A 14,883-nucleotide genomic window follows, 5' to 3' on the forward strand; every position below is an offset into this window, starting at 1 on the left:
CTTAGTGTAATCGCCTTTTGTTTTTCACTCCCTCTTGTGCAGACAGTATGGAAATAAACTTTCCTAATGCACGAGAGGGAGTTTTTTATACACCCTGATTCGGCATGAAAAAGTTGATATTTTGCAAAGGGGGGATGCGATTGGAGAAGCGCCGGTAACAGCTGCGGTGATAATAGCGCAATGAGTGTTTATCAAAGTTTAAAGGAGATGATTTGTGATGAGGAAGATTTTAGCATTTTCAATTATTTTAAGCCTCTTGGTGAGTATGATTGGGTATGTTAATGAAGGGAAAGCAGCAACTGCCTTTGTTCATCCTGGCATAATGCAGACACAGGCAGATTTCGATCGCATGACGCAGATGGTGGGCGCGGGCACGCAGCCGTATCTGGACGGTTATAATCAACTGGTGGGCAGCCCGCTTTCATCGTCCAATTGGACACCGCGTGCCACTGCTACGATTAATCGCGGCGGGACTGACGACAATGTAGCCTTGTTGTACATCGATGTTGCCCGCGCTTACCAGAATGCCTTGCTATGGAAGATTACCGGAAACACGGCTAACGGAAACACGGCGCGTGACATTCTGAACGCCTGGTCTTCCACACTTACGACGATCGGCGGCACTGCAGACCGCTATTTGGCTTCCGGACTTTACGGATATCAAATGGCTAACGCAGCAGAGATTATGCGGGGCTATTCCGGTTTTAATGTGACCCAGATGCAAAACATGCTGTTGAATGTATTTTACAAGCCTCTTAACGAGCGCTTCCTTATTGGCAATGAATACGGCGGGGATCACAACGACGCATATATCCAAAATTACTGGGCGAACTGGGATCTGGCCAATATGGCCACGACAGTTGCGATTGGGATTTTTTGTGACCGCCGGGATATCTATGACATAGGAGTCGAATATTTTAAAAACGGCGCTGGAAACGGTTCCATCTATAATGCGATTCCATTCCTGCACCCGGGTGGGCTCGCACAGTGGCAGGAATCTGGACGCGATCAGGCGCACACACAGCTGGGCATTGGATTAATGGCTTCGATCAATGAAATGGCCTGGAATCAAGGCGAGGACTTGTATGGGTGGGGAAACAACCGCTTCATGCGCGCCGCCGAATACGTTGCCAAATATAACAACGGAAATGACGTACCGTTTGCGACCTATGAATGGGGCTCCGGCACCAACGGCGCCGTTCAAACACAAACCGTGATTTCCGATGCCAGCCGCAATGAAATGCGTCCGGTTTGGGAAATGATATACAACCATTACGCCAACCGCAAAGGGCTGTCGGTACCCAATATTGCCGCCCGCGCCCAACTCATGAGACCTGAAGGCGGTCCCAACACTTCCTATGGCTCGACATTCGACCAGCCCGGATTCGGTACACTTCTCTATACCCGGCCGTCCGGCAGCGGCGGAACTGCAACTCTTCCCGGTGGTAATATTCCTGACGGCACTTATCGGATCATCGTGCGCAGTACCAGCAAAGCTCTGGATGCAGCCGGAACAGCAAATGGTTCAGCAGTACAGCAATGGACACCTAATGGAGGAACTAATCAACAATGGGTGGTTACCCATCTTGGCGGCGGCCAATATAGTGTTAAAGATGTGCGGAGCGGTAAAAATCTGGATATAACCAGTGGGTCTCTGGATCATGGCGCCAAATTTGAGTTGTGGAGCAGCACTGGCGGAGACAATCAGAAATTTGCTTTTCTCCCTGTAGGCAGCGGCTATCACCGCCTCACCCCCGTGCATAGCAACAAACCAGCAGACGTGGAAGGCAATTCCACCTCAGATGGAGCCCTTATCCAGCAATGGCGATATGTTCTTGGCAATAACGAGCAGTGGAGGCTCGAGCCGATATCCGTAAACGTTCGCTTGCAATCGTATAACTTTCCGGACCGTTACATTCGTCACAGTAACTATCGTGCACAGATAGATGCCAATGTTTCTCCGGTTCAAGACTCTCAGTTCAAGATGGTTACCGGATTGGCTGATTCGACGGGAGTTTCGTTCGAGTCCATCAACTTCCCTGGGAGCTACCTGCGAGTCCGATCCAATGGAGAAGTTTGGCTGGATTCGAACGATAGCACGACAACTTTCAAAAATGATGCAACCTTCCGTCGCGTGGCAGGATTGGCGGATGCCCAAAAATCGTCCTACCAAATGTGGACGGATTCGACCAAATTTCTGCGCCACTCCAATTATCTAATGTATGCTCAGGCTGGATCAGGATCGACGTTTAACGCTGATGCGACATTCACTGAAGTCGCTCCTTAAGCCCTTTCTGGAAGAAATATGAATATCGGAGGATGGTAAATCTGCCATCCCCCTTTTTTTTGCGGATATTGCAGGCGGATTTAAAGAAATCTGATGAAATTGAATAATATTGCAATAGATAGAGCGTTTTCATTTTGATAGAGTTTATTGTGAAAACAAAGAACAAGCATTGGAGTGAGGGCAAGTATGATATTTATCATGGCAAATACATTTCGGTGCGGCCCAGAAGTGCGGTTGCACATTATAAATGAGGGACAATTTTATGTGGAAACTTCTTCGGATGGCGGAAGTGTACATCTGGATGGTTCCCATTATTCACAAGGAATTTGGGTTGATTATGATTTCGTGACAGCCGATGTGTACCACGAATCCCACGATGTATTAGTCATTATTTTTACCTTTCAGGATGAAGACGGTCGTTCGATTTCCGTACATTTCGGCGTACTTCCGTATGTAAAAACGCGAGTATGCTTGCCTTTAAATGCCTTAAACGGAGAAAAATTGTTTTTGGACCGGTTTCCCGGTGTCATGCAATCTGTTCTTAGGGGCGATTCTTCTGTGGATCGGAGCCGGATCGACGGGTTCTCGATCTCTACAATCCCATCGGTTTCAGCCAGACGCTTCGAAGTTACTGGGTTGCAGTTGACCCTTTCCGTACCGGACTTCCTATATGAGCCAAGCCCTTATATCGATGAACTCGGGCAGTTAGCCTGGAAGGAATGGCCAGGAAAAACGAGTTCCCTGGACGAATTGGAACGCGGCTTGAAGGAACAGATTCTTCTGGCCAGGGAACGTTCCGATGCCTGCACGTCGGATATAAGCTTATACGGCGGTTGGAAGGAGCTTCGCTTCGATCCAACCGGTTATTTCCGTACTGAATTCGACGGGATGCGTTGGTGGTTTGTGGATCCGGACGGGTATGCGATGTTCAGTACGGGAATGGACTGTGTAGGACCCTATGGAGAAATGCGGATTTCCGGTATGGAGCATTTGGTTCCCCCCCTTCCGGATAAGATTGGGCCGTTTCGTGATGCATGGACGCCGCACGGATATTGTTTGGCAGTTTCCAATATGATTCGTATTTTTGGCGATAAATGGCGGGAAGCTTGGACAGAGCTGACAGAGCATCGATTGAAGGATTGGGGAATCAATACGATAGGGAATTGGTCCCAACCGGATTTTATCAGCCGTTCTGAGATTTCGTATGTTTATCCGATGGAAGGGTTTCCGTCCACGAAAGAAATGATTTTTCGGGATTTTCCAGACGTTTACAACCCGGAATACGAGCGGAATTCCGCAGGTTTTGCGAAACAGCTTATTTCCTTGAAAGAAGATAAACGTTTAGTGGGATATTTTATGCGGAATGAACCCCACTGGGCATTCGTTGACGGATTGAATTTGACGGAGGCCATGCTGCGGCATTCTTTTCCATTTGCCAGTAAACAACGGTTTATCGAATGGTTGAAGGAGAAGTATGAGACGCTTGCCCGATGGAATGCCGCCTGGGAGGCTTCCTACCAAGATTTCGGGGATTTGTTGGATAGCGGGAAAGTGGAGTTTAACGATAGTCGGGTACGTCAGCAAGATTTTGCTTTATTTAACCGTATGATGATCCGGCGATATGTAGAAATTCCTGCACGTCAATGCAAAGAAGCGGATCCCCACCATTTGAACATGGGCATGCGTTATGCTTGGGTGGCAAACGATGACATTCTGGAAGGTTGCGAAGCTTTCGATGTGTTTAGTATCAATTGTTATCAGTTTCAACCGGACCAGGAACTTATCGAGCGTATCAGCAAGAGGTTAAAGAGACCGGTGATCATCGGCGAATTTCATTTCGGGGCTGCGGGTGCCGGAATGCTTGCCTATGGCATTCGGGCGGTTGCCACCCAGGAAGATAGAGGGGTGGCATATCGATATTATGTGGAACAAGCTGCAGCGATTCCGGAACTGATCGGGGTTCATTATTTTCAGCTTAATGATCAGCCCGTATTAGGGCGGTTTGACGGAGAGAATTATCAAATCGGAGCGGTCGACGTGTGCCAGCGGCCATATCAGGCTTTTGTAGAACAGATGAAGCTGGCCCATCGAAACATGTATGAGGTCCGAACAGGCCTCAAACAGCCTCTGGACCAAGCTCCGATGGAAATTCCTAAGACCGGATTTTAGTGGGTCAGATTATGATGACGGGAGTACCCCAACCTTAGGTCAAGGTAGGGGGGCTCTTGAAGTCAGCCGAAGAGGCTATTCCTGGTTTCTGAACCAAAGGGATAGCCTCATCTTTTTTTATCTGTTGTTTAATTGATACTAACATTATCGAAAGTAACTAGAAGAATCGTATTAAATGAAGCAGGCAAATGTAAGCTATTTGTAGTTATTCAAACCGATTAAGAAGCGAGGAAAGAGATTCATGGGCCGATTTGGAAAACTTAGCCTTATCCGGCAAGTCCTTTATTTGATCTTGATCATGCTGATCATACTTCTGATTTCATTTGTCATTTCGAACAATATTGCAGGGCGCATAATCGAGAGGAAGGTCACGGACTCCGTTAGCAAAATACTTCTTCAGGTTGAAGAAAAAATGGAGAGCTTTTATTCGGACATGGAGGGAATCTCAACATCTCTGTTATATAGTCCGACGGTTCAAACCTACATGAGTTCGACGGATACCTTATCGATGGTCCTAATGAACAGTGAAATCATTTCGGTGTTCAGCAACACCATTACACTAAAAGAAAATATTAGAGGCATCCAGCTTTTCGACAAGGAGGAGACGTTGATCGCCAATATCGGAGCAGGAACCAGCGAATCCGTTAAATTTCCGGTGGAAAGCACAGAGTATTCAGGGGTTTTGACATATCCGGATTCAACCTACACGGGACCCTACTACTCCATTTCCGTTCCGATTTATAATCTGAAAAGCAACATTCACAGAGATTACCGAGGTTCAAGTGTTTTTATCATGGATGTAAATAACTTTAATAATATATTGAAAAACGCAAAAATTACAGCCCATTCCCGTCTATTGCTTCTCGACCAAAACAACAAAATAATGGCCAGCGAAGGAAATACGCTCAATTTCGATACATTCAATATAGAGGAGTGGAAGCTCGATAAACGATATATCGTGCAGACGATAACGCTGTCCCGTACCGGATGGAAGCTGATCAGCGTGATACCGAAGAACGAGCTGTTGCAGGAATTGGATACCGTTCAAAGGCTGAACATTGCGACGTATATCGTCATGTTTTGTATGCTCGGTTTATTTCTGTTTATCTTTTTCGCCCGCATATTAAAGCCGATAAAGGCTTTAATGGACTTTATGAAGTCCTACCCGAAAAAGGGTGGAGAAAACCGCTTCAACGTTGTATACCACAATGAAATTGGCGTTCTCGCCGTCAATTTGAATAAAATGCTGGACGAAATTGATACGCTAAGCACAGAGATTCAGCTTACGCAAAAGCAGATGTACGAAATCGAAATCGCGAAAAAACAGATGGAAATCTCAGCATTTCGCAATCAGATTAGCCCTCACTTTTTGTACAACACAATGGAATGTATTCGCGCCATAGCCTTCTTTTACAAAGCTCAGGAAATTGCGGATATATCAACATCTTTATCCAACATGTTCAGGTACTCCGTTAAAGGGAATGACTTCGTAACGATCCAGGATGAAATCTCGCATGTCAAAGAATATGCGAAAATAATCGAGCTTCGCTTTATGGGAAGAATGCAAGTAGCAATCGAAGCGGATGAGGATCTGTTGGAAGTGAGGACGCTTAAAATGCTGCTTCAACCGATTGTGGAAAATGCTGTTTTTCACGGATTGGAGAAAAAAATCGACAACGGCACTGTTCAGATTACTGTGCAAAAGACTGCGCAGAACAAAGTTCAATACGTAATCTGGGATGACGGATACGGGATGGAAGATAAGCAGCTTGAGGAGCTGCTAAATTGCCTGCGGCAATTTGACACACCTAGCTATTCGAAGAATGATGCTAAACTAGGAATTGGGTTATCCAATATTTATCGGAGAATCAAGTTGTTTTACGGTGATGAGGCTGAGATGACCATACAAAGTAAATTACATTTGGGTACAACGATCAGTATCACCTTCCCTGCGCAGGACCATTCCGAACAACTGGAGGACAAATAACCATGTACAACGTATTGATTGTTGACGATGAGCCGTGGGTCGCATACGGGATAAAAGCGTTGATTGATTGGGAGAGCTTGGGCTATACCGTGATCGGAGAGGCGTATAACGGGTTAACGGCGCTGGAGACGATTTTGGAAAAAAAACCTGAGATCGTGATATCCGATATTCGAATGCCGGGTTTAAACGGAATTGAGCTGTTGGAGCAAATCAATGAGAAGCAGCTGGATACCAATGTCATTCTTATTAGCGGCTATGCGGAGTTTGAGTATGCGCAAAAAGCGGTCCGACTCGGCGCCTTTGATTATTTGTTGAAGCAGGTCGATAAAGACAAGCTCATCGATACTTTATTGCGGTTAAAAAGCGTGTTGACGGAGAAGCAAAAAGCGTACAAAGGACTGGATTTGTTCCTGGATGATCTATTCGAATTATTTGAGCCCGATAACAAAATTAAAATCAGCAATTTTTTAACAAATAGAGGAATTGGTTTCGTACTTCCTCATTATCGGTTCATTAGTTGTTTATATCCGCAAACAACGCTTTCAGAAGCCGGGGATGGAATTATAACGAGTAACGGGATAAAGTGTATCCGCTTTCGTACAGGGCAAAATAAAATCTCCATTCTATTAAACTACGATGAATGCAAGAATCCGATCGGTTTATTGGATTTCATCTCGGTAAACCTTTCCGGTACCGAGTGTATCGGAATAAGCAGCATAGGTGTTTTCTCTACACCCGTTGCCAAGCTTTATCAGGAATCGGACATTGCCCTGTTCAGTTCTTTCTTCGGGCAGGGACGACAGATGGTCGATTATAAAACGACTGAACTTGCCGCAGCTCTGACGAAAACGATACTTCATATCGAAGTAGCCATTAAAGAACAAAAACAGGAGCAAATTTATAAAGGTCTGGACGAGCTTTGTGAGGAATGCAAGGCTCGGCACATGTTGATCGACCAAATATCCACGATTTACAATCAAATCGTCTCGCTCATTTTAAAATATTATAGCAACAGCGATGTAATTAACGAAATCGAATATTTAAACTACTACCAAATTGTCCGTTATTATAGCTCAATCGAGCAACTATTCGAAAGGATCAAGGCAATCTTCGAGCAACAAGCCGGCGAAGAGCTGCTGATTTCCAATGAGACGGCGAAGAAGATTATCGATCATATCAATGCCAGCTTTACGGAGGATATTTTACTCGGCGATTTATCCAAGCAATTTAATATCAGTCTCGGTTATTTAAGCACCCTTATTAAGAAGGAAACGGGAATAACATATACGGATTATATAACTAACAAGAGAATGGGCCTGGCCAAAGAACTATTGTCTGGCTCTTCGCTGTCCATACATGAAATCGTAGAGCGTGTGGGATATAAGGACTATTTCCATTTTAACAAGCTTTTCAAAAAAAATTGTGGAATTACGCCAAGCAAATATCGGAAAATGTAATCGCTATCTAAAACCTACACCAAAATAAAAAAAATCAAACATATGATGTGATAGCGAAGCGGGCTAAGATGAAGAAGTACCAAACAAATATGCGTGGGCAGGGGTGTCGTCGATTATGAAGTTGAGATTGTTTACAGTATTGACATTGGCAGGGGCAGTCGCGTTATCGGGCTGCAGCGCCAACAAATCGGGAAGCGGCGCCGAACCGACGAAGGCGGCGAAAACCGAGACGCCAGCGGCGCCGGTTAATGTTAACTGGTTCTCTACAGCAGGATTCTGGAACCCGCCTCAATGGAACACGGAGCCTGGAACTGTTACGGGCGAACTTACGAAAAAGACGGGGCTCACTTTCAGCTACAATATTCCGGCTCAGGACGGCGATACAAAATTGAGTCTGCTGATGGTTTCATCATCGGATGCTTTCCCGGACGTCATTACAACTGTAGGCCCGGATATGTCTAAGAAGCTGACTCAATCCGGCAAGGTATGGAAATTGGAAGAATTCCTTAAGAAATATGATCCGGAGTCCCATTTGCTGAAGAGTTTTCCTGCTGATGTAAAGAAGCAGCTTATCAAACGAGATGGCGACTGGTACGCCATTCCGAGTCATATGGGCAGTGATGATGCGAAGAAGACATTTCCTCCGTCAAGCACTTACTTTGCAGATGTGGCAAAGTATTCAGAAAACAAAGGTGTTTTGATCAACGAGAATCTCATGAAGCAGGCAGGCCTTACGCTTGACGATCTGAAAACCGAGAATGGTTTCCTCGCGGCTCTCAAAAAGGTGAAGGACATGAAGCTGACTGTTGACGGCCAGGCTGTCATTCCGCTCCAGTTGAATGGCAAGAACTATCAGGGCGAGTCGCTCCAACTTCTTCAGCGATCTTTTGGGGCCATGCCGATTGATAAAGAAGGGAAAGCCAGAGATGTTCTCTTAACTCCGGAAAACAAGCATGCCATTCAATTTCTGTTTAAGGCAGCTCAAGGCGGGTACTTCGATGCTGGGCAGTTAACAACCGATAATGCAGCCATGGAAGCAAACTTCTTGTCTGGACGTGTGTTTAGCTTCATCGGCAATATGGCTGGCGCTAAATTTGATAAGCTTGATTTCTGGGTTTCTCCTGGCCCGATCTTGTCGAACGAAGGCACAAAACCTACTTTCCCTTACTGGTCTGAACCAGGGGAAGGCTGGATGCAAACTTTCATTTCCAAATCAGCCAAGGAACCGGAACGCTTGGCGAAATGGCTCAGCTATATGGCCAGTCCTGAAGGGATGACACTCACTCACTGGGGCATTGAAGGCGTTCATTATACGAAAAATGACAAAGGTCTCATCGTACAAACTGACAAAGGGATACAAGACACCAAGGACAGCACCAAAACAGCATTAGATATCTTCTGGCAATTCACCAATTTGTCATTCTTTGAAAGCGTGATGCCGGCTCCTACAAAAAGGTCTGGCGCCGGTGGATTGGCTGAAGTGGAGGCACGGACCGCTTTCGCGAAAGGAAAGGAAGTGGTCAGATATAATGCTTCTGTAATGGTAATGCCTGGCGATTTCTATGCGGTCGGAAGCAAAAATAAAACGATAAAAGATCAAGTGCAGCAATACATCCAAGCTCAGATTTCCAAGATGGTTTTGGCGAAGGACGAGGCAACGTTCAACAAGCTCTATGACGAATATATCGCCAAACTGAAGGAATTGAAGATCGATGAGCTTGATGCAGCGGTAGACGCAGAAGTCCAAAAGAGGTTCAAAGAACTGGGCGTAACGGTAAAAGGCGTTAATTCATAACTTATGATTTGACCGATGAATAGTGCCAAAGTGCGGGTGCCTTCGCATGCTGCACTTTGGCACTATCAATGTTTGTCTGGAGGGATAATGATGGCGAAAAGCGCCTATGAGGGACACATCCCGTTAGCAAAAGCTAAAAGCAAGAAATCATTCAGGCTTGGACACGATCTTCGCACCCAGTTGGAGCTCAAGACCATGCTGTGGCCTGCAATTATTCTTATTGTCATATTCGACTTTGTCCCGATGTACGGGCTGTTGATGGCATTTAAGGCCTACGATCCCTTTACTGGAGTCAAAGGCATTTTTACGAGTCAATGGAACAACTTTGAGAACTTTATGTTTGTTTTTCGGAACTTTGAGTTTTGGCCGATGGTGAAAAATACACTCGGAATCAATCTCTTGGGGTCGCTGATAGGGATACCGGTAACCCTGATGTTCGCTTTATTGTTAAACGAGATCCGGAATCCCAAGTTTAAATCATGGATTCAGACCGTCACGTACCTGCCGCATTTTCTATCGTGGGTTATCTTTGGCGGATTGTTTATTACGCTGCTGAATCCAGATGGCGGTATCGTGAATTATATGCTCCTGAAACTGGACTTGATCGATAGACCTATTCAATTTCTGGGTGATCCCGATTATTTTTGGGGCATTGCTATCGGGACATCCTTGTTGAAGGAAATAGGCTGGGGCGCCATCTTATATTTGGCTGCCATTGCAGGCATCGACCAGTCTTTATATGAGGCTGCTGCAATTGACGGTGCGGGCCGTTTCAAACGGATGATGCACATCACGCTGCCTAGCATTTTGCCTACCGTGATGATTCTGATCATATTCGCAGTGAGCGGCATGCTGAACAATAACTTTACGCAGATTTACGTCCTGCAAAACTCATTAAACTTGCCTGCAAGTCAGGTTATAGATACTTACGTGTATCGAACAGGGATTCAACAGTTCCAGTTTGCTCCGGCTACGGCAATCGGTTTGATGAAATCGATATTTGCGCTTGCGCTATTGCTTGGAGCGAACATTCTATCAAAAAGACTTACAAAATCAGGTTTGTTTTAAGCGTATGCTTCCGGAGCGAGTTTTTCGCTTGCATAGAAGATACTACATGGAAGCAGCGCGAATAACTTTTAGGAGGTAGTCCGGTATGGTCGGAGGCAGGAGCTGGGGAGATCGCATTTTTACTGTATCGAATGTCCTCATCATGCTGTTTGTGATGCTATTGACGGTGTATCCGTTTTGGTTTTCTGTCGCAAATTCTTTGAATACAGGCGACGATCTTGTGCGTGGTCCCATATTTGTATGGCCAAGGGAATTTACATGGGCGAGCTGGCAGACGGTTATGTCGGACCCGGGGATCCTTCAGGCTGCATGGATAAGCGGGTCGCGAACTGTTATTGTAACGGTTGTCTCTATTTTGTATACGGCGATGTTTTCTTACGCCTTTTCCCGTCCTTATTTAAAAGGCAAATGGTTTTATGCGGGAGTAGGCTTTGCAAGCATGTATTTTGGCGGCGGGCTGATTCCTTCATTTATGTTAATGAATTGGCTTGGTTTGTATGATAGCTATCTGGTTTATATCATTCCTGCCCTTTTTGGCGGATTTTGGAACGTTATTATTTTCAATGCGAATTTCAAAGCGATTCCCATCTCTCTGTTTGAATCGGCCAAAATGGATGGGGCGAATGAATTCACCATATTCTTCCGCGTTGTTATCCCGTTATCAAAGCCGGTTTTGGCTGCTCTTTCGGTTTTCACGGCTGTTGGCGTATGGAATGATTACGGAGCGACGCTGTATTTCACCCAATCCAGTGATTTACAGACGCTGCAGTATCTGATCTTAAAGCTGGTTCAGTCGACTGATGCGCTTGAACAGATGGCTAACACCGTGAATGCCAACAATCCCGCTATCGCGGATCTCTACTCCAAAGTTCAAGGCCAAGGAACCGTTACAGCCCGAACCCTTCAACTGGCGTCGATGGTCATGGCGTCGATTCCAATGGTAATTATATACCCTTTTGCGCAAAGGTTTTTTATTAAAGGCGTGCTGCTGGGTTCTGTAAAAGAATAAAGGAAAAGTAATTATTTGTAGGAGAGCTTCTAAAGAAATCGGATGTGGTGCGATAGATATTTCTACTAATGGTTCGATATGGACAACAGTAGTGAGTAAAACCGGTATTGGCTTGCCAAATAATGGTGCGAGCCAATCATTCGCCTTCGGCACCCAGAATGCCAGATATGTATCAAAATGACCGTCTAAACAGCTTGAGCCCGGCTAATTGCCGGGCTCAAGCTGTTTAGACCTATAGGTCTATTTTCCGCTTCAAATACTTACATCTTCACTTTCACTTATTTATTCTAAATATAGTAATCGTATGCAAATCCTCCAAAACAACCTGCGCATGAACACTATTCTCCTGCACATTTACAAACTTGACGATGACATCCCCTGTGGAACGTTCGAAACTTGCTGAATAATACAAAGGTTCGATCACCGGAAGCTTGTCTTCCGTGTCATGGAATAACACGTCGTCGATCCAAGCACGGATCTATCTTCCCGATACTTCTAACGTATACTCGTGTTTGATGCCGGGTTCCACATTAAATATACTTTGGGTCAGGCAAGAGGTTCTGCCATTCACGCTGGAACACAGCAAGGAATCCTGATTCTGCCACCCGCCAATTTCCCAGGTCAGCTGATTGTTATCGTCGCGTTTTCCAAAAATGTATTTATCCCACAAAACTATTCCCTTTAACATTAATTCGGCTAATGCTACAATAAAACGGGGGGGAAAGCTATGATCCATTACATCACGTCTTTCATGCGCAACAAAAACTTTCTGATCCGGATTGTATCGTCGTATGTTCTTGTCGGACTGCTGATCATTGCGGTCTTGACGTTTGTCATCACTTCTAAAGTTTCAAGGAATTTGACGAATGAAATCAATCGATCCGCGGATCGCTCCGTTGAGCAGTCGTATAATGCGGCGAACATTTTGCTGACATCAATGTTTGAAAATTTTGCAATCGCTTTCCAGAGCGCAGATGTCCAATATGGTTTTTATAATGAAGATTTCAATACGAGCGCATTGGGTAGAATAGGTGGTAAGCTGTACGAGCTCAGCAGTACGAATCCTTTGGTAAACTCGATTTATTTGTTCAATTATCAAAAGAGACTCGTATTCTCCTCATTATCCACTGTCCGGACCTTTGACGATTTCTACGATACAGGGATGATCCAGCTGCTCAGTAACTTACAGCCTGCTAAGTCCGGCATATTTTTTTCTCGCCATATTCGGTATGACATCGACGCGAAACAGTATGACAACGATCTAATCTCCATTGTTTATTTGAACTCCATTGGAAAGAACGCGAACGGCGCCATGGTAGTGAATCTGAATCAGCAAACCTTGCAGAGGATGGTCATGAACGGGGCGGGCAGCAGTTCTTTTCAATCGATGATTTTGAACAAGCAAGGTACGGTCATTTCTCATACGAACAGCGCTATGATCAACACGAATATGTCTGATCAAAGCTATGTGCAGAAAATCAGCGCTTCGAGCGAGCCCAGAGGCACCATGGAGATCACGCAGGATGGCCGAAGTTACCGCATCTCGTATATCAAATCTGAAAGCTTGGGCTGGACTTTCATAGGCGTTACCGACTATGAGAGTCTGCTCCGCAATGTGAAGGAAATGAAGCGATATATTTTATCGGTAACGGCTATCCTGCTATTGACCGTACTCGGTCTCGGCGGCTTCTTTACCCGCCTCATTTACGGTCCGATTCATCGTCTGATCCGAAGCGTTCGTGATTCTTCCTTCGATTCAAGGCAGCAACAGCCCGTTTCCGAGTTGGACTTGCTGAGCGGTACATTTGCTTATTTGGAGAATAAAATTCAGGATTTGCAAACCAGCGTCACGGACTATCAATCTGCGAAACGCAATGAAGTGTTACGGATGCTGACAGCCGGCGGCTGGACGGACGATGCCGAGATCGCCCGTAAGCTCAAACAAGTAGGCATCGAATTTGAATATCCTCATTTTCTCGTATGTTTGCTGCGAATCGACTCTTTTCGCAGCCTGCAGGAGGCCTATAAGCAAACGGATGTTTCTTTGTTCAAATATGCAGTTTCCAATATCGCCGTTGAGCTTGGCTCAGGCTCGTTCCGGATGGTCTGCTTTGATTGCGGGGAGGATGCGATTGCGCTCGTCGCCAATATCCCGGAGGATATGACGAACGCGGACCAACGGCTTGCAGATTCACTTGCTGACATTCAGACGAATGTCCGCAAATATTTGAAGCTGTCCGTTTCCGCAGCAATGGGTACACTTGTTCATGGTTTGACGCAGATCAAGTATTCCTGGAGCACCGCATCTGACGCTTCACGATACAGAATCGTGCTGGGAGCGGGTTGTTTGATAACCCGTGATTTTCCGGAAACACGAGAACCGCTGCAGGAGAGCCATGTTACGCTGCTGGAGAAGCAAGTGACAGACAGCATGAAGCTGGGGGATTTGGGGAAGACGAAAGAGGCTGTCGGGGAATTCGTCGCTTATGTGCGTTCGACTTCATTCGATGAAATGATGCTGGTATTCGCCCAGATGCTGATCGCGATTGTCCGTGTTGCCAGAACGATGGGAGTCGCCGATCATGAGGATGCCAGAACGTACATTGGCAGCCTGAATCAACAGTTATATATGAAGGAATCGATAGAAGAGATCGAACTATGGTACATGGGCTTATGTGAGAAGTCGATTAGCCAGAGAGATCAACAGTCGCTGCAGAAGAACAAATGGATTGTCGACAAAGTGCTACGATATATTCATGAAAGCTACAGCGATCCAAGCTTGACCGTGGATACGCTTGTGGAGGTCGGAGGATTATCGACCAATTACATGCGCAAAATGTTCAAAGATATCGTAGGGCAAACGATGACCGCCTATTTGACAGAGTACCGTTTCGCGAAAGCGAAGGACCTGCTGATTCAGACGGATTTGCCGGCGAACAGGATCGGAGAAATGGTAGGAATCGAGAACACGAATTATTTCTATGTATCATTCAAGAAGCACTGCGGCAAAACCCCGGACCATTTCCGTAAGCAGGCGAAATATAGCATAATTGATGACAGCGAAAGTACCATTTAATGAAAGTGGTCGGATTTTAAAGCTTTGAATCGTTG

General features: G+C 45.6%; 8 protein-coding genes. All 8 read left to right on the plus strand.

Features of this window, described 5'->3' with window-relative positions:
- Positions 1-217 precede the first annotated feature (217 nt).
- Complete coding sequence (locus QFZ77_RS16010; RefSeq protein ID WP_307440976.1) at positions 218-2,287, plus strand: AbfB domain-containing protein; 2,070 nt, start codon at positions 218-220, stop codon at positions 2,285-2,287.
- A 264-nt stretch (positions 2,288-2,551) separates the two neighbouring features.
- Positions 2,552-4,456: a beta-galactosidase gene (locus QFZ77_RS16015; protein WP_307440977.1), complete on the plus strand. Its 1,905-nt coding sequence runs from the start codon at positions 2,552-2,554 to the stop codon at positions 4,454-4,456.
- Between the two features lie 241 nt (positions 4,457-4,697).
- Positions 4,698-6,443: a sensor histidine kinase gene (locus QFZ77_RS16020; protein WP_307440978.1), complete on the plus strand. Its 1,746-nt coding sequence runs from the start codon at positions 4,698-4,700 to the stop codon at positions 6,441-6,443.
- Between the two features lie 2 nt (positions 6,444-6,445).
- Positions 6,446-7,900 (plus strand): response regulator transcription factor, encoded by a 1,455-nt coding sequence (locus tag QFZ77_RS16025; protein WP_307440979.1) that lies wholly within the window; start codon positions 6,446-6,448, stop codon positions 7,898-7,900.
- A gap of 115 nt (positions 7,901-8,015) precedes the next feature.
- The gene (locus QFZ77_RS16030; protein ID WP_307440980.1) at positions 8,016-9,695 is read left to right on the plus strand and encodes a type 2 periplasmic-binding domain-containing protein; all 1,680 of its coding nucleotides are present in this window, start codon (positions 8,016-8,018) and stop codon (positions 9,693-9,695) included.
- Positions 9,696-9,782: 87 nt separating this feature from the next.
- The gene (locus tag QFZ77_RS16035) at positions 9,783-10,763 is read left to right on the plus strand and encodes an ABC transporter permease (RefSeq protein WP_307440982.1); all 981 of its coding nucleotides are present in this window, start codon (positions 9,783-9,785) and stop codon (positions 10,761-10,763) included.
- 85 nt (positions 10,764-10,848) lie between these two features.
- Positions 10,849-11,772, plus strand: a complete 924-nt coding sequence (locus tag QFZ77_RS16040; protein WP_307440983.1) for a carbohydrate ABC transporter permease — start codon at positions 10,849-10,851, stop codon at positions 11,770-11,772.
- Between the two features lie 727 nt (positions 11,773-12,499).
- Positions 12,500-14,848, plus strand: coding sequence for an AraC family transcriptional regulator (locus QFZ77_RS16045; RefSeq protein ID WP_307440984.1), 2,349 nt, complete (start codon positions 12,500-12,502; stop codon positions 14,846-14,848).
- Positions 14,849-14,883: the final 35 nt, after the last annotated feature.

Source organism: Paenibacillus sp. V4I3, assembly GCF_030817215.1.
In the GTDB taxonomy this organism is placed as follows: Bacteria; Bacillota; Bacilli; order Paenibacillales; family NBRC-103111; genus Paenibacillus_E.

Bases quoted from the DNA above. Each gene is read 5' to 3' on its own strand.
- QFZ77_RS16025 (WP_307440979.1), top strand. From the start codon at position 6,446: ATGTACAACGTATTGATTGTTGACGATGAGCCGTGGGTCGCATACGGG.
- QFZ77_RS16045 (WP_307440984.1), top strand. From the start codon at position 12,500: ATGATCCATTACATCACGTCTTTCATGCGCAACAAAAACTTTCTGATC.
- QFZ77_RS16020 (WP_307440978.1), top strand. From the start codon at position 4,698: ATGGGCCGATTTGGAAAACTTAGCCTTATCCGGCAAGTCCTTTATTTG.
- QFZ77_RS16035 (WP_307440982.1), top strand. From the start codon at position 9,783: ATGATGGCGAAAAGCGCCTATGAGGGACACATCCCGTTAGCAAAAGCT.
- QFZ77_RS16010 (WP_307440976.1), top strand. From the start codon at position 218: ATGAGGAAGATTTTAGCATTTTCAATTATTTTAAGCCTCTTGGTGAGT.
- QFZ77_RS16030 (WP_307440980.1), top strand. From the start codon at position 8,016: ATGAAGTTGAGATTGTTTACAGTATTGACATTGGCAGGGGCAGTCGCG.
- QFZ77_RS16040 (WP_307440983.1), top strand. From the start codon at position 10,849: ATGGTCGGAGGCAGGAGCTGGGGAGATCGCATTTTTACTGTATCGAAT.